Source organism: Mahella sp. (assembly GCF_020054945.1).
GTDB lineage: Bacteria > Bacillota > Clostridia > Mahellales > Mahellaceae > Mahella.
In genome coordinates this window covers 74,831-93,947 of the sequence record NZ_JAIHAU010000003.1, presented here as the reverse complement: position 1 = coordinate 93,947, position 19,117 = coordinate 74,831, and the positions used below count along the sequence as shown (strand labels likewise).

Here is a 19,117-nt window from a genome sequence, read left to right as displayed (position 1 = left end):
TAAGGATGTGTTATTGCAGGCTATACAGTCGGCGCTTTTATCGGCTTATAAGAAGGATTACGGTACGGCTAATAATGTAAGCGTCGATATAAATGCCAATAGCGGTGATATAAAGGTCTATGCGTCTAAAAAAGTAGTGGAAGATGTAAAAAATTCTGCTGTTGAGATAGATTTGTATGAGGCCAGAGATATAAGGCCTGATGTACAATTGGGTGATGTAATAAATATTGAGGTTACGCCTAAGGATTTCAGGCGCATAGCAGCGAAAGCCGCCAGAGATATAGTATTGCAAAAAATACATGAGGTGGAAAAAGACATAATATTGGATGAGTATTCCGAAAAAGAAGGCGAGATTTTGACGGCTACAGTGGCGCGCCTCGATAGAAAAAACGTATATTTGGATTTAGGTAAAATAGAAGGTATTATGCCCATGAATGAGACGGTGCCGAATGAGATATATAAGGTAAACGACCGTTTGAAAGTATATATACTGGAAACCAAAAAAGGGGGTAAATCTCCCAATGTAGTGGTATCTCGCAGTCATCCTGGCTTAATAAAGCGCTTGTTTGAATTGGAGATACCCGAGATCCATGATGGTATAGTGGATATACGCGCCATAGCAAGGGAAGCGGGGCATAGATCAAAGATAGCGGTTTATTCCAAATATGACAAAATAGATCCTATAGGTTCATGTATAGGACCGAAAGGAGCTAGAATCCAGACTATAATGAACGAATTGAGAGGCGAACGCATAGATATAGTTGAATGGAGTCTTATGCCTGAGCGATTTATAGCCAATGCATTGAGCCCGGCTAAGGTACTAGAAGTAATATTAAATGAAAAAGAGAAATCAGCGCGGGTTATAGTGCCTAAGAATCAGTTATCTTTAGCAATCGGCAAAGAAGGACAGAATGCAAGATTGGCTGCTAAACTGACTGGGTGGAAGATAGATATAAAAACGCCTGAACAACAAGAGGTGAATGAAACAAAATGATGAGAAAAATCCCGGAGAGGACTTGTGTGGTATGCAGGCAAACCAAGCCTAAAAAGGAGCTTATAAGAGTGGTAAGAAATAACGAAGGCGGCGTTTGCATAGATCCGACCGGCAAAGCGGCAGGACGAGGCGCCTATATCTGCGCCGATATCCAATGCATATCGAAGGCTCACAGGAACAGGGCTTTAGATAGAGCATTGAAAGTTAAAATAGAGGATAGCGTTTACGAAGATTTGGAAAGATATTCTAATACGGAGGTAGTTGCCGATGGCAAAAAGTAGCGTATACCAAGATGAAAGACGATTGAAGCATAATGTAGGGGTCTTGATGAAGATGGCGAATTCGCTGGAGAGCGAAATAAAAGCATATGAGGCTGTATTAGCCCAAAAACAGCAGGATATACAGCGCGAGGAACAAAAACCCCCGGAAGCGGCCAGAGCTTCGGGACAAGCTGCTAGATCCGAGCGCCCCAACAGGAGCGAAACCCGACCGGTACAGCAGGGTACAATGGAACGCAATAAGCGGCAGCAACAGGTTCAGCCTGCCAGACGCGATAACAACCTGGATAAATCGCTTGAAAAGTTGCGTAAAGAAACTCCCGAGTCAGAAGTACTGGAGGAAAAAGAAAAGGCTGCGCGACGCAAAACCGCGCAGAAACCAAAACCTGCACCATCCCATAATGCCGGAGAAAAAGTAAAAGAACGGGTTAAAACGGATGACGATAATATAATAGATAGCCGCAAGATAATCAAGAGTTATCAGGGTATCGAACATGTTGAGGAGGTCATCGATGAACCTATAATAAAGAAAACCAGAAAGCCTGCTAAAAAAGGCGCTAAAAATAATGCGATGAAAGGTATTGATATACCTAAAAACGATAAACCTATAGTAGTAGGTGCTTCTATAACTGTAAAAGATTTATCGGAGAAAATTGGTAAGCCGGCTGCCGGAATAATAAAGTCGCTTATGAAGCTAGGCATAATGGTTACTATAAACGATGAAATAGATTTTGATACGGCATCTCTCGTGGCTTCGGAATACGGTGTAGTATTGGAGCGCAAAGATGAAAAGAATAACGAAGAACTGTTGCTGGAGCTTGAAAAGACCGATGTGTCCGATCTGACCAAGCTCGTGCCAAGGCCTCCTATAGTAACCGTTATGGGCCATGTTGATCACGGCAAAACCTCTCTCTTGGATGCTATACGCTCTACACGCGTTACCGAGCAGGAAGCCGGGGGCATAACCCAGCATATAGGTGCTTATCAGGTGCAAATAAACAATAGATGGATTACATTTTTGGATACGCCTGGCCACGAGGCGTTTACAGCTATGAGAGCCAGAGGGGCGCAGGTAACCGATATAGCTATATTGGTGGTAGCGGCTGACGACGGTGTCATGCCTCAAACTGTAGAAGCAATAAATCATGCCAAGGCGGCAGGCGTGCCGATTATAGTAGCTATAAACAAGATAGATAAGCCGGGAGCCAATCCCGATCGTATAAAACAGCAATTAACCGAATATGACCTTATACCTGAGGACTGGGGTGGCGATACCATATGCGTTCCTGTCTCGGCCAAAGCAAAAACAGGCATAGATACATTGTTGGAAATGATATTACTGGTAGCCGACATGCAGGAACTTAAGGCTAATCCAGACCGGTCGGCATATGGGACCATAATAGAGGCGCAGTTGGACAAAGGCATGGGCCCGCTGGCTACGGCACTGATTCAAGACGGCACATTGCATGTGGGCGATGTTATACTATCAGGTCTTACTTATGGCAAGGTTAAGGCTTTGATAAATGATAAGGGTCAGCGGGTAAATCAAGCCGGTCCGGCTATGCCTGTGCAGGTATTGGGTTTCTCGGATGTTCCGAGTGCCGGCGACAAATTTTATGTGGTAGAAGAAGCGTTGGCCAAAAGAATAGTGGATGAACGCAAGAATGCTATAAAAGAAGAACAAGTGAAGCACAATCAGCGTTTAACACTCGATGATCTATTCAATCAGATAAAAGAAGGCGCGATAAAAGACCTTAACATAATAGTCAAAGCCGATGTGCAAGGGTCTGTAGAAGCTGTTAGACAGGCTTTAGAGCGTCTGAGCAATGATGAAGTGCGCGTCAACGTTATCCATGGCGGCGTAGGGGCTATAACCGAAAGCGATGTATTATTGGCTTCCGCGTCTAATGCCATTATAATAGGTTTTAACGTCAGACCGGAGCCCGGCGCTAAAACGGCTGCTGCCAGGGATAATATAGATATAAGATTGTACAGAATAATATACGATGCCATAGATGATATTAAGGCAGCTATGAAGGGCATGTTGGCAAAACGCTATGAGGAAGTGGTGCTGGGGCACGCCGAGGTTAGAGAAACGTTCAAGATAAGCAATGTAGGCACCGTAGCAGGATGCTATGTAACCGACGGAAAGATTACCCGTAATGCCGATGCCCGTATAATTCGGGATGGTATAGTAGTGTATGAGGGTAAAATATCTTCTCTCAAACGGTTTAAGGATGATGCCAGAGAGGTTGCTGCCGGCTATGAATGCGGCATTACAATAGAACGGTTCAACGATATAAAAGAAAGAGATATAATAGAAGCATATGCTCAACAAGAGATTGAACCAGAAAAACAAGGAGGTTGATTTACATGGAGTTTTCGAGGCTGGCTCGCATATCGGAAGAACTCAAACGCGAGATCAGCGATATTATAAGAAACGAATTAAAAGATCCTCGCGTCCCGATGATGACAAGCATCACAAAGGTTGAGGTAACCAGTGATCTCAAATATGCCAAGGTTTATGTGAGCGTATTGGGCGATGAAGATGTAGTAAAAAACGCTTTTGACGGCTTAAATAGTGCGACTGGTTTTGTACGCAAAGAAGTTGGCTCGCGCATAAGGCTTAGGTATACACCGCAGATAATATTCGTTCGCGATACTTCTATTGAATACGGTGTGCATATATCCAAGCTGTTACATGATATAAATACCAATAAGCCAGGGCATGAGGAGCAATAAATATGGTAGCTTCCGACATAGTAAGGTTATTGAAAAACAGCGATAAGATAGCTTTAATATCGCATATAATGCCGGACGGGGATACGCTGGGTTCATCGCTGGCCCTGGCGTTAACATTGCGGCAGAAAGGTAAACAAGTGGTGTGCCTTTGTTCGGATCCTGTACCTAAATCTTACGCCTTTTTGCCGGGCGCTGATGTTATAAGGCGTTCGAATGAATCGGACGCCGATATCACGACGGTGCTGGCTATAGATTGCAGTGATAGGGAACGCTTGGGCGATTGTAATAATATATTTTCAAAAGCCACCTATACGGTCAACATAGACCATCATATAAGCAATACATCTTATGCCCGTTATAATATGGTGGATACTACGGCGGCCGCAACCGCAGAACTCATATATCAACTTATAAGGCTTACAGGTGCGGACATAGATAAACAAGTAGCCACATGCCTTTATACAGGCATTGTTACCGATACAGGACGATTTTCTTATGATAACACAACATCGGCGACACATGAAATAGCCGGCGACCTTATAAACTGCGGCGTGGATACTAACTGGCTTAACGATGAACTGTTTAATAAACGCTCTTTACAGAGGACGCGTTTATTAGCTAAAGCTCTGGACACTATACAGGTTTGTGAAGGTGGCAGTATAGCTTTTATTAAAGTTGACATGGCCATGTTGCGTGATGTCGGAGCCGACGATGCCGATTGCGATGGTTTGGTGAATTATGCGAGAGATATAGATACCGCAGAAGTAGGACTGCTTTTTAAGGAAATGGATAACGGCCGCATAAAAGTAAGCCTTCGCTCTAAAAATCATGTCGATGTTAATGCCGTAGCGGCAAAATTTAACGGGGGAGGGCATAAGAAGGCGTCGGGTTGTACTATATCGGCATCTATGGATGAAGCTGTTGAAATGGTGTTAAAAGAGCTTGAGCCGATTGTCAAGGTTGCGGAGGTTTAAACCATGGACGGTATCATAAATATGTACAAGCCTGCCGGCATGACCTCTAACGACGTAGTAATAACATTGAGGCGCAGATTAAAACCGCTTAAGGTTGGCCATGCCGGTACTTTGGATCCCGATGCTTCAGGCGTATTGCCTATATGCCTGGGCAAAGCCACAAGGGTTGCGCAATACATAGTCGATGGCGAGAAGGTATATATAGCTGAAATGACGCTTGGCGTAGTTACCGATACCCAGGATGCTTCAGGGCAGGTTACGGAACAACGGCCTGTAAATGTTGATGTAGACGATATATACGATGCCGTATATTCTTTCAAGGGCAAACAACAGCAGGTGCCGCCAATGTATTCTGCGATAAAGCATGATGGTGTGCCTTTATATAAATTAGCAAGGAGAGGGCAAAGCGTTGTGCGTACTCCGAGGGATATAGAGATATATGATATATCGATTTTAGATATACAATTTCCCGATCGAGTGCTTTTCAAGGTGAGGTGCTCGAAAGGCACCTATATACGCACTTTATGCCATGATATCGGCCAAAAACTGGGTTGTGGAGCGCATATGTCTTATCTTTTGCGCACGCAGGTAGCTAATTTCCATATAAAAGACTCTGTTGATCTTGATATGGTAGAACAGATGTACCGGCAAGGCGCGTTAGAAGATATAATAATACCTATAGATAAAGCGCTTGTTGTGTTTGATTCTATATATGTCAACCGTGAAGGATATGAGCGCACATTGAACGGCAGCAGCCTTTATAAATTGCACGTAGAACATGTGCCACAGGATTTGTCCATAGGAGATATAGTAAAGATATATTATAACGATGAATTTTTAGCATTGGGCCGATTGAGTCAACAAGATACCGGCAAATGCGTGAAACCTATCAGAGTTTTTGTGTAAGAGGATAGAGATGGATATGATAGCATCAGGCAGCGATACCATCGAAGAGCCATTAGCTATGGCTATAGGTACGTTCGATGGTATACATTTGGGGCATCAGCAGCTTATTAAGATATTGAAAGACAAGGCATTATCATATAAATGCGCATCGGCGATATATACATTCGACAAGCATCCGCTAAATGTATTATGTCCGGATAAAGCACCTGCCTTGCTGATGAATAATAAGCAGAAATTGAGCGTATTACGCCAATATGGCATAGATTATATAATATTAAATGAGTTCAATAAAGCTTTTGCCGATATACCGGCCGATAAATTTGTAAATAACATTTTATTTGGCCTGTATCATGTAAAATCGGTGATAGTGGGTTTTGATTTTACCTTCGGCTATAAAGGCCAGGGCGATGCGCAATTATTGAAGGACGAAGGACAAAAGCGCGGCATAGACGTCGTAATAGTGCCGCCGGTAAAGGTGAACGGCGTAACGGTTAGCAGCAGTCTTATACGCCGTTTGGTGAATGACGGATGTGTGGAAGAGGCGGCGCGTTATTTAGGCAGGCCGTTTGCGTTGCTCGGGGAGGTTCATGCAGGTCATAAGATGGGCCATAAGCTTGGATTTCCCACTGCCAATTTGACACCCGATCCCGGGGTGGTGGTGCCTCGTAGCGGCGTTTATGCCACTGAAGCGGTTATAAGCGGTATGGATGGCACATGGAAGGCTGTTACCAATATAGGGACAAGGCCTACATTCAATGACACGCACATAAGTATAGAAACTCATATATTGGATTACGACGGACAACTGTATGGTCAGGAACTGGAAATACGATTTATAAGCCGCTTGCGCGATGAAATGCTGTTTTCCAATCCGGAACGGCTTGCCCGTCAAATACGCGAGGATATCGATATGGCAAGACAAGTCCTTAGAAATTTTGACAGAACACCTTCAGACCCAAAAAAATATATTGTTAATTGATGAAAAATGATATATACTATTGTTAACCATGAGCTGGGGATATCGATTCCTCGACGTTATCCTCTGTTCAATGGAGATTATATTACGGCATAAGTGCCAAAAAAAGAGGAGGTGTATACATGGAGAAGGCCAAGAAACAGGAGATAATAAAGGCCTATGGCTTGCACGAGAATGATACCGGTTCACCAGAGGTGCAAATAGCTATTCTGACAGAGCGAATCAATCATTTGACCGAGCATTTGCGGATTAATAAGCATGACAACCATTCCAGGAGAGGATTGCTCAAAATGGTCGGTCAGAGGCGTAGGTTTTTAAACTATCTCAGAGATAAAGATATTGAGCGTTATCGTTCCATAGTAGACCGTTTGGGACTCAGAAAATAATTATGGGCGGGGCTTTCCCGCTCTATTCATTAAAGACGGTCAAAGGACGGCTCGATATGGAAGGAGGAAAATTTTCTGTATAGACAATTTGAAATGGAACTTGCCGGAAGAAAGTTGATAATAGAAACCGGCAAACTGGCTGAACAGGCCAACGGAGCTGTATTGGTCAGATACGGCGATACCACCGTATTTGTGGCGGTTACGGCTTCTAAAGAACCGCGGGAAGGCATAGACTTTTTTCCGTTAAGTGTAGACTTTGAAGAAAAGTTATATGCTGTCGGTAAGATACCAGGCGGCTATATAAAGAGAGAGGGTAAACCCACAGAGAAAGCCATATTGACATCAAGGCTGATAGATAGACCTATACGGCCGTTATTCCCAAAGGGTTATAGAAATGACGTGCAGGTGGTTGCCATGCCGTTGTCTGTGGAACCGGATGTGTTGCCGGATGTGGTGGCTATGGTTGGTGCTTCGGCTGCTTTGAGTATATCCGATATACCCTTCGAAGGTCCTATAGGGGCAGTATTAGTAGGACTGGTCGATGGCGAACTGGTCATTAATCCTGACGCTGCTCAGCGCGAGAAAAGCAGGCTTCATTTGACCGTAGCGGGGACAAAGGATGCCATAATGATGGTCGAAGCCGGCGCTAATGAAGTGCCGGAAGATAAAATATTGGAAGCCATTATGTTCGGGCACGAGCATATAAAACAGTTGGTGGCATTTCAGGAGCAGATCGTGTCTGAAGTGGGTATTCCGAAGAATGTGCCTGAATTGCATCATGTGGATCCCGAAATAGAAACGGCAGTACGAGAATACGCTTTTGATATGATATCTGAGGCTGTGCGTTCCAATAATAAGCAAGGACGCGAGGATCAGATGGATAAAGTTAAAGAAATTATATTCGAGCATTTTGCCGAGGTATTTCCGGAGCGTGAAGCCGAGATCGATGAAGCGGTCTATAATATAACAAAAGAATGTGTTCGCAAGATGGTCCTTACTGAAGGGGCGCGGCCTGACGGACGAAAATTAGACGAAATAAGGCCTATATCGTGCGAAGTCGGTCTTATACCCAGGGTCCATGGCTCCGGTTTGTTTACCAGAGGGCAAACCCAGGTATTGACCATAGCCACATTGGGTGCGCCCGGAGACGAACAGATGCTCGATGATCTGAGCCTGGAAGAGAGCAAGCGCTATATACATCATTATAACATGCCGCCTTATAGCACAGGTGAGGCTAAAATGATGCGCGGACCGGGACGTAGAGAGATAGGTCACGGTGCGCTGGCCGAAAGGGCATTGGAGCCCATGATACCATCTCAAGAGGAATTCCCGTATACTATAAGGCTGGTTTCGGAGGTGATGAGCTCTAACGGTTCCACATCTCAAGCTAGCGTATGCGGTAGCACACTGGCTCTTATGGATGCCGGCGTCCCTATAAAAGCCCCGGTGGCCGGCGTGGCTATGGGCCTGATGAAGGATGAGCAATCCGATAAAGTAGCTATACTGACCGATATACAAGGCCTGGAGGATTTTTTTGGAGATATGGATTTTAAGGTGGCAGGTACAGCCGATGGTGTGACCGCCATACAGATGGATATAAAGGTAAAAGGTATAGATAGATCCATATTGGAGGCTGCCTTGAAACAAGCATATGAAGGGCGCATGTTCATAATGAACAAGATGCTGGAGGTTATATCCGAGCCGCGCAAAGAGGTATCGCCATATGCACCCAAAATCATGACCATGACTATAGATCCCGATAAAATACGCTCGGTTATAGGCAGCGGCGGTAAAGTCATAAATAAAATTATAGCCGATACGGGTACAAAAATAGATATAGAGGAAAACGGCACGATATATATCGCCGCGCCAGACAGCGAATCCGGTAAAAAAGCCATGCGTATAATAGAGGGCATCGTTAAAGATGTGGAAGCCGGCGACGTATACCTTGGCAAAGTGACCAGAATAATGCCTTTTGGTGCTTTTGTAGAGATATTGCCCGGGAAAGAAGGATTGGTTCATATATCCAAGCTGTCAAAGGAACACGTTGCTAAGGTTGAGGATGTGGTCAAGGTCGGCGATGAAATATTGGTCAAAGTTACCGATATAGACAAACAAGGACGGATAAACCTGTCCCATAAAGCAGTGCTTGGTGAGGAAACTAAAGATAATCCAAAAGAAAGACGGGATGGGAATTCATGAAAACATAAACCTTTAAGGTTTATGTTTTTTGTTATAATCACTCTGGCTGCTGAATATGGTAATACCATCATATAAATGAGACAGGGTGATTAGAAATGAAGGTCTGCAATCTTCGTATAAAAGACAGCTTTTGGATAAATATAATAATAATTGTATTATTGGTAGCTTTGCTGACGATGGTGGTAAACCGCAAACCGGAGGCTGTATTCAACGCTTATGCAAATACGCCGATCTACAAAGGCGATGTATCGGAGCCACTGATTGCTTTTGCATGCAGTGTGGCGGACGGTGCCGAATACATACCGCCTATGTTGAAAATACTTAAAGACAACGATATAAAAGTTACATTTTTCGTAACCGGTCGCTGGGCCAAGCAGCATCCGGATCTATTAATGCAGATGGTGTCTGAAGGCCATGAGATAGGCAATCATGGTTTTAATCATGATATGCCGACGCAGCTTTCATTGGAGCAAAATAAAAAGGAAATTCTGGATACTGAAAGCACTATAGCAGATATAACCGGTTTGAAAACAACGTTATTTTCTCCACCTTACGGCGATTATGTTCGACAAGTGCTTCGATTGGCCGAGAGTTTGGGTTATAGAACTATAATATATAGCATAGATACCATGGATTTACAAAGCGATGGCTATCAAGCCATAGTGGAACGTGTGCTGAATAAAGCCGGAAATGGAGATATAATATCGATGCATCCCACCAGAGATACGTTAGTTGCATTACCTATAATGATACGGGAACTTAAAAGCCGCGGTCTCAATATAGGTTGTGTAGGGGATGTAATATCCGGTTGACACTTGCCATGCGTTAAGCATTATGCTATACTATTCTGGTATCAGGTATTAGAAGCAGCATATAAACCAAATAGGCCAAAGCGGAGGTGGTAGGGTGAGCCGAGGGATTCCAAAACAGGAAAGACAGGCAGCGTTGCTGATGAAATTAAAGCAGGACCCGTTCCTTACCGACGAGGAGTTAAGTCGTGTTTTTTGCGTCAGTATACAAACTATACGTTTAGATAGGATGGAGATAGGCATACCGGAGCTTAGACAACGCATACGTGAGCTGGCCGCTGAAAGCTATGGTAAAGTAAAATCGATAAGCGGTAAAGAGATAGTAGGAGAATTGATAGATTTGGAGCTAGGTAAAAGCGGTATATCAGTGCTTCAAACCGATAGCCAGATGGCTTTTGAAAAGACCAAGGTGGTTAGAGGGCATTTTATATTTGCTCAAGCCGAATCGTTGGCTATTGCCGTGATAGACGCTCCTGTAGCGTTGACCGGTGTGGCTAATATTAAATACAAATTCCCCGTTCATGCAGGGGAAAAATTGGTGGCTAAAGCGGAGGTGGTAAGGGTAAGGGCTAATAAATACTTTGTATGGGTAAAAACGAAGGTGAGAGACAATGAAGCCTTCAGAGGAAAGTTCATATTAGTATCGTTACAAAACGATTGAGGGAGGACTCATCATGCGTATAGCCGTAGATGCTATGGGAGGCGATCATGCACCACATGAGATAGTAAAGGGATGCATAGAGGCCTTGGATGCTTATAAAACCCACGATATAGATATAGTGCTGGTGGGTCAACAACAAGCTATAGAAGATTTGCTGCAAGGATATGCTTATGATAAATCGCGCTTGAGCATAGAGAACGCGTTGCAGGTTATCGGCAATGACGAAAAACCCGTTAACGCCATAAAAAAGAAAAAAGATTCTTCCATGATGATAGGGCTTCAGATGCTCAAAGACAGAAAGGTCGATGCTTTTATATCGGCCGGCAATACGGGTGCTTTGATGGCAGGTGCATTATTGAAAGTAGGCCGCATAGAGGGGATAGACAGGCCGGCATTGGCTCCGGTTATTCCTACGGCAAAAGGCGGGAGCCTGCTGGTCGATGCAGGTGCTAATATAGAATGCAAGCCCGAAAATCTCATGCAATTTGCAGTAATGGGTTCGGTGTACATGGAGAAGGTCTTAAACGTTGTATCGCCTCGCGTCGGTTTGGTAAACGTAGGCGAAGAGGAAAATAAAGGTAACGATGTGATACAGGAAGCTTTTGGACTTATAAAATCCACTCATCTTAATTTTATAGGCAATATAGAGGCAAGGGATATTCCCCTTGGTAAAGCTGATGTCATAGTATGCGACGGTTTTGTGGGCAACGTTATATTGAAGCTCCTAGAGGGCATAGCATCGGCGCTTTTTAATATACTTAAACAAAATGTGCTGAAAAGCTGGCGCGCTAAATTAGGTGCACTTTTATTGATGCCCACGTTAAAAGAACTTATGAAAGAGTGGGATTATGCGGAATATGGAGGAGCATTGTTGCTAGGAATAGATGGTTTGGTTATAAAATCACATGGCAGTTCTGATGCATCCGCAATAAAAAACGCTATTAAGCAGGCTGATATATTCGTTTCCAAGGGCGTTTTAGCGCAAATCAGGAATGAAATAGTTATGATAGAGGATAGGAGCAATGAGTAATGAGTAATAAGATTTCAGCCGGTATATTAGGATTGGGCAGCTATATGCCCGAGAAAATATTGACCAATTTTGATTTAGAAAAAATGGTAGATACATCCGATGAATGGATTCGTACCAGGACAGGCATAAGCGAGCGCCGCATAGCCGATCCTGACGACGCGACATCCGATATGGCCACGAGAGCAGCATTGAAGGCGTTGGATGATGCAGGGGTTTCGGCTGGCGATATAGATATGATAATAGTAGCTACCATAACCCCCGATATGATATTTCCTGCGACAGCATGCATAGTGCAGGACAATATAGGAGCTAAAAAAGCTGCCGCTTTTGATTTGGAAGCTGCGTGTTCCGGTTTTATATATGGTTTGAGCATAGCAAAACAATTTATAGAAACAGGAACCTATAAATATGTGCTGGTAATAGCTGCGGATATATTATCCAGAATTACCGATTGGCAAGACAGAAACACATGCGTGCTGTTCGGCGATGGTGCTGGCGCTGCAGTAATAGGACCGGTGGAAAAAGGCTATGGCATATTGTCCACATATCTCGGCTCGGACGGTTCAGGTGGCAAATATCTGCACATAAAGGCAGGAGGGTCGCGTATGCCGGCCTCGCATGAAACCGTGGACAAACGGTTGCATTATATGTATATGGACGGCGGAGAAATATTTAAATTTGCCGTTAAGATAATGGATACCGCATCTATAGAAGCCATAGATAGGGCGGGGTTAAAGCCGGATGATATAGACTGGTTTGTGCCGCATCAGGCCAATATACGTATAATCGAATCGGCAAGGAAGAGACTGGGCATATCGCCCGAAAGGGTATGTCTTACAATACATAAGTACGGCAATATGTCGGCGGTTACCATACCGGTTACTTTGGATGAGGCGGCGCGCGATGGCAAATTAAGAAAAGGCGACAATATTGTTTTGGTAGGATTTGGAGGCGGCCTGACATGGGCCTCCTGCGTACTGAAATGGTCGAAATAGCGACAGGATGGTGATAAAATGTTTCATACGGCCATATGCGATTTATTAAATATTCAATACCCTATTATTCAAGGAGGAATGGCGTGGGTAGCCACAGCCGAATTAGCCGCGGCTGTTTCCAACGGCGGCGGATTGGGTATCATAGGCGCCGGAAATGCTCCCGGCGAATTCGTCAGGCAACAGATACGCAAGGCCAAGACATTGACCGATAAGCCTTTTGGCGTTAATGTCATGCTCATGTCCCCTTATGCCGATGACGTCGTAAAAGTTATATGCGAGGAGAAAGTTCCGGTGGTTACAACAGGAGCAGGCAATCCGGCCAAATATATATCGGATTTAAAAAATATAGGGTGCAAGGTGATACCTGTAATACCTTCGGTAGCTTTGGCCAGACGCATGGAAAGGGTCGGAGCTGATGCATTGGTGGCTGAAGGGCATGAATCAGGCGGTCATATAGGTGAGCTTACCACCATGGTTTTAATACCCCAGGTGGTGGATGCGGTGAATATACCTGTTATAGGAGCCGGTGGCATAGCTGATGGAAGAGGTATGGCGGCGGCGCTGGCATTAGGCGCTCAAGGGGTGCAGATGGGCACTCGCTTTGTATGTTCAACCGAATGCACTGCCCATGAACGTTACAAAGAAGCTATAGTTAATGCAAGTGATAGGGATGCTGTCGTTACAGGTGAGCTTACAGGACATCCTGTGAGGGTATTGAAGAACAAACTGACGGCTCAATACAATAAACTTGAGCAAGAGCATGCTTCGTTAGAAGAACTCGAAGCGTTGGGCACCGGCAGGCTCAAAGCCGCGGTGGTGGATGGCGATGCCGAATACGGTTCGGTTATGGCCGGCCAGATAGCCGGTTTGATAAATGACATAAAACCCGCAGCGGCTATAATACAGGATGTAATATCTCAAGCGGCTGATATTATAACCCGTATGCAGGGTCTGTTAAATAAATAATGGAATAAAGGAGGAAGATATCTGTTTATGGGAAAGATTGCTTTTATATTCCCAGGCCAAGGCGCTCAATATGCCGGCATGGGGCAACAATTAGCCCAGCGGTATGCCGAAGCTGACGAGCTTTTTAAGGCTGCTTCACAAGCGCTCGGCTATGATATGGCCGAACTGTGCTTCGAAGGGCCGGATGAAATGCTCAAACAGACCGAGATCACACAACCGGCCATATTCACTGTTAGCATGGCATGTGCCAAAGCATTGGAGCTAAACGGTATAGTGCCGGATATGGCGGCCGGGCTAAGCTTGGGCGAGTATGGGGCATTGACTGCGGCCGATGCCATGGATTTTGCCGATGCCGTTAAGCTTTTAAGACAGCGTGGCAGATTTATGCAAGAGGCCGTACCCATAGGCCAGGGCGCAATGGCTGCCATTATAGGGCTCGACAAAGAAACCGTAGAGCAGGTTTGCAAAGAAGCGTCGGAATATGGTGTGGTAGAGCCGGCTAATTACAATTGTCCGGGTCAGATCGTCATATCGGGCCAGACTGCGGCTGTTCAGAAGGCCTCCGAGATGGCCAAAGAAAAAGGCGCTAAAAGGGCTGTTATGTTAGAGGTTAGTGCACCGTTCCATTGCAGCTTGTTGAAACCGGCCGGTGAGAGGCTCGCCGAGGTACTGAAGGGTGTAAATATAAAAAAACCTGCCATACCTGTTATAGCCAATGTAACGGCTGAAGAGGTATCCGAGCCCGAAGATATACGCCGATTGCTCATAGAGCAGGTAAGCAGTCCGGTGCGTTGGGAAGAAAGCGTAAGAGCCATGATGGAGATGGGGGCCGACACATTTATAGAGGTAGGGCCGGGCAAGGCTCTCAGCGGTTTTGTGAAAAAGATAAGCAGGGATGTAAAGGTAATGAATGTAGATAATGTGCAATCTCTCGAATCGGCACTCGAGCAATTGAAGGGATGACAGCTAATATGCTTAGTGGTAAAGTGGCATTGGTAACGGGTGCTTCGCGAGGTATAGGAAGGGCGACAGCTATAAAATTAGGCGCTGAAGGTGCTAAGGTGGCTGTGAATTACTTAAAAAATGCCAATGCCGCATCGGAAGTAGTTGACATAATAAACAGTAATGGAGGCCATGCCATAGCCATTCAGGGCGATACCAGCGTGCGGGAGTATGCAGCCGATGTCGTAAATAAGACATTGGAGCACTATGGCACCATCGATATACTGGTGAATAATGCCGGTATAACGAGGGATAATCTGTTGATGAGAATGTCGCAGGATGATTGGCAGAAAGTCATAGACATTAATCTAGGCAGCGTATTTAACTGTACGCAGGCTGTTTGCCGTATCATGATGAAAAAACGCAGCGGGACTATAATAAACATCGCTTCGGTAGTCGGGCTGACGGGTAATGCGGGGCAGGCCAATTATGCTGCCGCCAAAGCAGGTATAATAGGTTTCACTAAAGCAGTGGCCAAAGAATTCTCCGGCAGGGGTATAACCGTAAATGCAGTGGCGCCTGGCTTTATAAAAACCGACATGACCGATACACTGTCTGACGGCATAAAAGAACAGGTGTTAAACAACATACCGTTGCACAGGTTCGGCGAACCCGAAGAAGTAGCTGAATTGATAGCGTTTTTAGCTGGCGAAGGAGCAAAATATATAACCGGTCAAGTAATTAATATTGACGGGGGCTTAGTTATGTAATATTATCTTATGGAGAAGCTTTGTTTTAAAGTTTGAAGGGAGGTGAAAGATGATGTTATTTGAGAAAATAAGAGATGTTATAGTAGACCAGTTGGGCGTGGAGCCCGATGAGGTCAAACTGGAGTCGTCTTTTATAGATGATTTAGGGGCTGATTCATTGGATATAGTGGAATTAATAATGGCATTAGAAGAGGAATTTGATATGGAGATTCCGGATGAAGAAGCTGAGAAATTGACTACAGTAAACGACGTGGTGGAATACATAAAGAGCCATCAGGCGTAATTTGCTGGATAGGTCCCGCAGCAGTTACTTACTGCGGGACTTTAAAAAATACGTATTCAAGCTAGCGCTTTTTATATATATTTTAACTTTTTAATTTTCTAGCCAAAAATGGAGGTAGAAATGAATAACCGAGTAGTGATAACAGGTATAGGAGCCGTCACGCCTTTGGGCATAGGTAAAGATATATTTTGGGAGAATATAAAGAACGGCGTGTCTGGCATAGATAAAATACAGCGTTTTGACGCTTCGGCATTTACCACGCAGATAGCGGGCGAAGTGCTGGATTTTAAACCTGAGGACTATATAGATCGTAAAGAAGCCAAACGTATGGACAGATTTACACAGTTTGCCATGGCATCGGCCGCTATGGCTGTGAATGATGCCGGCATAGATATGGACGGTATTGATAAAAACAGGCTGGGCGTTATCATGGGCGTGGGTATAGGAGGTATAGCTACTTTTGAAGAACAGCATACGCTGCTTACAAACAAAGGGCCTGGCCGCATAAGCCCGTTCTTTGTTCCGATGATCATAACCAACATAGCTGCAGGCCAAATAGCCATAGCATACGGTGCTAAAGGATATAATACTACAATAGTCACAGCTTGTGCTTCGGCGACCAATGCCATAGGTGAGGCTTTTAGAGTTATCAAGGATGGTTATGCCGACATTATGTTCACCGGCGGAGCAGAGGCCGCGGTTACGCCTTTGGCTTTAGGCGGATTTTGTGCTATGAAGGCTCTATCCACGCGCAATGATAATCCAAAGGCCGCCAGCAGCCCCTTCGATGCCAAACGCGACGGCTTTGTCATGGGCGAGGGTGCAGGAGTGCTTATACTGGAGAGCTTAGACCACGCCATTAAGCGCGGTGCTCATATATACGCTGAGATAGTGGGTTATGGGGTTACGTGTGACGCATACCATATCACAACTCCGGCTCCGGGAGGCGAAGGTGCCGCTACGGCTATGAGCAACGCGCTAGAGGATGCCGGCGTAAGGCCCGAACAAGTGGATTATATAAATGCTCATGGCACTTCTACGCCATATAACGATAAATTCGAAACCATGGCTGTCAAAAGCGTTTTCGGGCAGCATGCATATGAGCTTGCCATAAGCTCCACGAAATCTATGACAGGGCATCTTTTGGGAGCTACGGGCGCTATCGAGGCTATTGCCAGCGCCATGGCCATACAAGAAGGTTTTATTCCGCCTACCATAAACTATGAAGATCCCGATCCCGAATGTGATTTGGATTATGTGCCTAATAAAGGGCGTGCGGCCGATATAGAATATGCCATGTCCAATTCGTTCGGTTTCGGCGGACAAAATGCAGTGCTATTATTCAGGAAATATATAACTGATTAGGCAATATGGATATTATGCGGAAAAGGGGGCGGACATAATAGATAAAAACCGTTTGGAGCGCTTAAAAGAGCTCATGGATCTTTTAGATTACAGGTTTAATAATATCGATAAGCTGGACGAGGCCTTAACCCATAGCTCATATGCATACGAGCATAGCCTGGATTATTATAATGAGCGTTTGGAGTTGTTGGGCGACTCGGTATTAAACCTTATCATTACCGATTACCTGTTTAACACATATCCTGAGCTCTCAGAAGGCAACTTATCCAAGCTGCGTTCCAACATCGTTTCGGAGAAACCCCTTTATAAAGTGGCTGCGGCAATGAATCTTGGCTCATATCTTTTATTGAGCCGTGGCGAGAAGCTGAGTCACGGCGATATGCGCCCGTCAACATTGGCCGATACCGTAGAAGCTATAATAGGGGCGGTATATCTGGACGGTGGATTTGATGCCGCCAAAACATTTGTCCTATCCCTGCTTGCGCCTATAATAGAAGAAACGGCCTCTATATCGAATTTTAACGATTATAAGAGCGAACTGCAGGAGCGGCTGCAGTTCGACGGTTACACTGACATAAAATATGAGATAATAAGGGAAGAAGGGCCGGACCACGATAAGATGTTTTTTGCGGAGGTAAAAGTGGACGGTAAACCGGTTGGGCAAGGTAGCGGCAAGAGTAAAAAGGATGCCGAGCAAAAAGCTGCGCAGCAAGCTTTGAGTGTATTATTCGGTACATAGAGGATGAGTACAAAGTGAAGAAACGCAAGAGGTATATAATACCCGTTTTTATACCTCAGCAGGGTTGCCCGTTTCAATGCATATATTGCAATCAATATGCCATTACCGGTATGCACCGGGATATATTAAGTCAGGCCGATAAGACATTGAAAGAAGCCGTTTTGGCCGCTCCATCAGGCACTGATATAGAAGTGGCCTTTTATGGCGGCACATTTACCGCTATGCCCGAAGATATTCAGGAGAGCTTGTTAAAGCTTGCAGCCTCATATAGGCAATATGCAAATATCACTGATATAAGGCTGTCCACGCGTCCGGACTATATAAATTTGGCCATATTGGATATGCTGTCGCACAACGGTGTTACCGTCGTCGAGCTGGGCGCACAATCTATGGACGACGCGGTACTTCATGCCAGCGGTCGCGGACATTCGTCTAAAGACGTAGAGGACGCGGCACATTTGATTAAGCAATACGATATTAAGCTGGGTATACAGCTTATGGTGGGATTGCCGTCAGACGATGCGGACAAAGATATGCGCAGCGTGCGTAAAGCTATAGATATAGGCGCTGATTTTATAAGAATATATCCGACGTTGGTTATAAAAGATACACCTTTAGAGCGGCTTTACCTGAAAGGCAGGTATAAGCCGCTATCGCTGTATGAAGCCGTAGCTGTCAGCGCTTATATGCTGTGCGTTTGTATAGCCGACGATATACCTGTGATACGCATAGGGCTTCAGCCAAGCGATGGTATCCAATTGGGCAAAGATGTTGTGGCCGGACCGTTTCATCCGGCTTTCGGCGAGCTGGTAAAAAGCCGCCTTTATCTGGATGCTATAAAGCATTCGTTAAAAGATGCCGGATACGGGGGAAGCAATGCCATCATAATTCGAACCCATCCATCCGAGCTTTCCATCGTATTAGGTCAAAAACGTTCCAATGTGCAAGGACTTATGGACATGGGCTTAAAGAAAGTGGACGTAATCCCATCGTTAGATGTAGAGGCCGGTAATATACAATTAGAAATTGCTTCACGCGGGCTGTATAATATGAATATAAAAGATTACTGCCGTCGGCGATGCGAAGGGAGGATATGAAT

20 protein-coding genes are annotated in these 19,117 nt (G+C 44.9%); all 20 read left to right on the top strand.

What is annotated here, in order from left to right; genetic code table 11:
• The coding region (gene nusA, locus JG770_RS01360) for a transcription termination factor NusA (protein WP_291954182.1) at positions 1 to 994 on the top strand (994 nt) is incomplete at its 5' end.
• Positions 991 to 1,275, top strand: a complete 285-nt coding sequence (locus tag JG770_RS01355) for a YlxR family protein (protein WP_291954180.1) — start codon at positions 991 to 993, stop codon at positions 1,273 to 1,275. The genes nusA and JG770_RS01355, both read left to right, overlap by 4 nt.
• On the top strand, positions 1,262 to 3,640 hold the full coding sequence (infB, locus tag JG770_RS01350; RefSeq protein ID WP_291954177.1) for a translation initiation factor IF-2: 2,379 nt from the start codon (positions 1,262 to 1,264) through the stop codon (positions 3,638 to 3,640). The genes JG770_RS01355 and infB overlap by 14 nt, the downstream gene beginning before the upstream one ends.
• Positions 3,641 to 3,645: 5 nt before the next feature.
• Complete coding sequence (gene rbfA / locus JG770_RS01345) at positions 3,646 to 4,014, top strand: 30S ribosome-binding factor RbfA (protein WP_291954174.1); 369 nt, start codon at positions 3,646 to 3,648, stop codon at positions 4,012 to 4,014.
• Positions 4,015 to 4,016: 2 nt separating this feature from the next.
• Positions 4,017 to 4,988, top strand: coding sequence for a bifunctional oligoribonuclease/PAP phosphatase NrnA (locus tag JG770_RS01340; RefSeq protein ID WP_291954173.1), 972 nt, complete (start codon positions 4,017 to 4,019; stop codon positions 4,986 to 4,988).
• A 3-nt stretch (positions 4,989 to 4,991) separates the two neighbouring features.
• Positions 4,992 to 5,894, top strand: coding sequence for a tRNA pseudouridine(55) synthase TruB (gene truB / locus JG770_RS01335; RefSeq protein ID WP_291954170.1), 903 nt, complete (start codon positions 4,992 to 4,994; stop codon positions 5,892 to 5,894).
• A gap of 10 nt (positions 5,895 to 5,904) precedes the next feature.
• Entirely contained in the window at positions 5,905 to 6,873 is a 969-nt protein-coding gene (locus JG770_RS01330; protein ID WP_291954167.1) for a bifunctional riboflavin kinase/FAD synthetase, read from the top strand.
• Positions 6,874 to 6,992: 119 nt separating this feature from the next.
• Complete coding sequence (gene rpsO, locus JG770_RS01325) at positions 6,993 to 7,256, top strand: 30S ribosomal protein S15 (protein WP_291954164.1); 264 nt, start codon at positions 6,993 to 6,995, stop codon at positions 7,254 to 7,256.
• 93 nt (positions 7,257 to 7,349) lie between these two features.
• A complete protein-coding gene (locus JG770_RS01320; RefSeq protein WP_291954160.1) occupies positions 7,350 to 9,458 on the top strand; it encodes a polyribonucleotide nucleotidyltransferase in 2,109 nt (702 codons plus the stop codon).
• A gap of 95 nt (positions 9,459 to 9,553) precedes the next feature.
• A complete protein-coding gene (locus JG770_RS01315) occupies positions 9,554 to 10,270 on the top strand; it encodes a polysaccharide deacetylase family protein (RefSeq protein ID WP_291954157.1) in 717 nt (238 codons plus the stop codon).
• 94 nt (positions 10,271 to 10,364) lie between these two features.
• The gene (gene fapR / locus JG770_RS01310; RefSeq protein ID WP_291954154.1) at positions 10,365 to 10,928 is read left to right on the top strand and encodes a transcription factor FapR; all 564 of its coding nucleotides are present in this window, start codon (positions 10,365 to 10,367) and stop codon (positions 10,926 to 10,928) included.
• A gap of 13 nt (positions 10,929 to 10,941) precedes the next feature.
• Positions 10,942 to 11,958: a phosphate acyltransferase PlsX gene (gene plsX, locus JG770_RS01305; RefSeq protein WP_291954151.1), complete on the top strand. Its 1,017-nt coding sequence runs from the start codon at positions 10,942 to 10,944 to the stop codon at positions 11,956 to 11,958.
• Positions 11,958 to 12,953: a beta-ketoacyl-ACP synthase III gene (locus tag JG770_RS01300; protein WP_291954148.1), complete on the top strand. Its 996-nt coding sequence runs from the start codon at positions 11,958 to 11,960 to the stop codon at positions 12,951 to 12,953. Before plsX ends, JG770_RS01300 begins: the two co-directional genes overlap by 1 nt.
• Before the next feature lie 18 nt (positions 12,954 to 12,971).
• A complete protein-coding gene (fabK, locus tag JG770_RS01295) occupies positions 12,972 to 13,919 on the top strand; it encodes an enoyl-[acyl-carrier-protein] reductase FabK (protein WP_291954146.1) in 948 nt (315 codons plus the stop codon).
• Positions 13,920 to 13,946: 27 nt separating this feature from the next.
• Complete coding sequence (fabD, locus tag JG770_RS01290) at positions 13,947 to 14,882, top strand: ACP S-malonyltransferase (RefSeq protein WP_291954143.1); 936 nt, start codon at positions 13,947 to 13,949, stop codon at positions 14,880 to 14,882.
• Between the two features lie 8 nt (positions 14,883 to 14,890).
• Positions 14,891 to 15,631 (top strand): 3-oxoacyl-[acyl-carrier-protein] reductase, encoded by a 741-nt coding sequence (fabG, locus tag JG770_RS01285; protein ID WP_291954141.1) that lies wholly within the window; start codon positions 14,891 to 14,893, stop codon positions 15,629 to 15,631.
• 52 nt (positions 15,632 to 15,683) lie between these two features.
• Complete coding sequence (gene acpP / locus JG770_RS01280; protein WP_291954192.1) at positions 15,684 to 15,914, top strand: acyl carrier protein; 231 nt, start codon at positions 15,684 to 15,686, stop codon at positions 15,912 to 15,914.
• A gap of 120 nt (positions 15,915 to 16,034) precedes the next feature.
• Positions 16,035 to 17,279, top strand: coding sequence for a beta-ketoacyl-ACP synthase II (gene fabF, locus JG770_RS01275; protein WP_291954139.1), 1,245 nt, complete (start codon positions 16,035 to 16,037; stop codon positions 17,277 to 17,279).
• Between the two features lie 73 nt (positions 17,280 to 17,352).
• The gene (gene rnc, locus JG770_RS01270; protein WP_291954136.1) at positions 17,353 to 18,018 is read left to right on the top strand and encodes a ribonuclease III; all 666 of its coding nucleotides are present in this window, start codon (positions 17,353 to 17,355) and stop codon (positions 18,016 to 18,018) included.
• Positions 18,019 to 18,032: 14 nt separating this feature from the next.
• Positions 18,033 to 19,115: a radical SAM protein gene (locus JG770_RS01265; protein WP_291954133.1), complete on the top strand. Its 1,083-nt coding sequence runs from the start codon at positions 18,033 to 18,035 to the stop codon at positions 19,113 to 19,115.
• Positions 19,116 to 19,117 lie beyond the last annotated feature (2 nt).

Excerpts from the sequence above, each read along its gene's own strand:
- fabF (WP_291954139.1), top strand. The coding sequence starts at position 16,035 with ATGAATAACCGAGTAGTGATAACAGGTATAGGAGCCGTCACGCCTTTG.
- rpsO (WP_291954164.1), top strand. The coding sequence starts at position 6,993 with ATGGAGAAGGCCAAGAAACAGGAGATAATAAAGGCCTATGGCTTGCAC.
- JG770_RS01315 (WP_291954157.1), top strand. The coding sequence starts at position 9,554 with ATGAAGGTCTGCAATCTTCGTATAAAAGACAGCTTTTGGATAAATATA.
- rnc (WP_291954136.1), top strand. The coding sequence starts at position 17,353 with ATGGATCTTTTAGATTACAGGTTTAATAATATCGATAAGCTGGACGAG.
- infB (WP_291954177.1), top strand. The coding sequence starts at position 1,262 with ATGGCAAAAAGTAGCGTATACCAAGATGAAAGACGATTGAAGCATAAT.
- fabG (WP_291954141.1), top strand. The coding sequence starts at position 14,891 with ATGCTTAGTGGTAAAGTGGCATTGGTAACGGGTGCTTCGCGAGGTATA.
- fabD (WP_291954143.1), top strand. The coding sequence starts at position 13,947 with ATGGGAAAGATTGCTTTTATATTCCCAGGCCAAGGCGCTCAATATGCC.
- JG770_RS01330 (WP_291954167.1), top strand. The coding sequence starts at position 5,905 with ATGGATATGATAGCATCAGGCAGCGATACCATCGAAGAGCCATTAGCT.
- JG770_RS01340 (WP_291954173.1), top strand. The coding sequence starts at position 4,017 with ATGGTAGCTTCCGACATAGTAAGGTTATTGAAAAACAGCGATAAGATA.
- plsX (WP_291954151.1), top strand. The coding sequence starts at position 10,942 with ATGCGTATAGCCGTAGATGCTATGGGAGGCGATCATGCACCACATGAG.
- rbfA (WP_291954174.1), top strand. The coding sequence starts at position 3,646 with ATGGAGTTTTCGAGGCTGGCTCGCATATCGGAAGAACTCAAACGCGAG.
- JG770_RS01320 (WP_291954160.1), top strand. The coding sequence starts at position 7,350 with ATGGAACTTGCCGGAAGAAAGTTGATAATAGAAACCGGCAAACTGGCT.
- fabK (WP_291954146.1), top strand. The coding sequence starts at position 12,972 with ATGTTTCATACGGCCATATGCGATTTATTAAATATTCAATACCCTATT.
- JG770_RS01355 (WP_291954180.1), top strand. The coding sequence starts at position 991 with ATGATGAGAAAAATCCCGGAGAGGACTTGTGTGGTATGCAGGCAAACC.
- acpP (WP_291954192.1), top strand. The coding sequence starts at position 15,684 with ATGTTATTTGAGAAAATAAGAGATGTTATAGTAGACCAGTTGGGCGTG.
- truB (WP_291954170.1), top strand. The coding sequence starts at position 4,992 with ATGGACGGTATCATAAATATGTACAAGCCTGCCGGCATGACCTCTAAC.
- JG770_RS01300 (WP_291954148.1), top strand. The coding sequence starts at position 11,958 with ATGAGTAATAAGATTTCAGCCGGTATATTAGGATTGGGCAGCTATATG.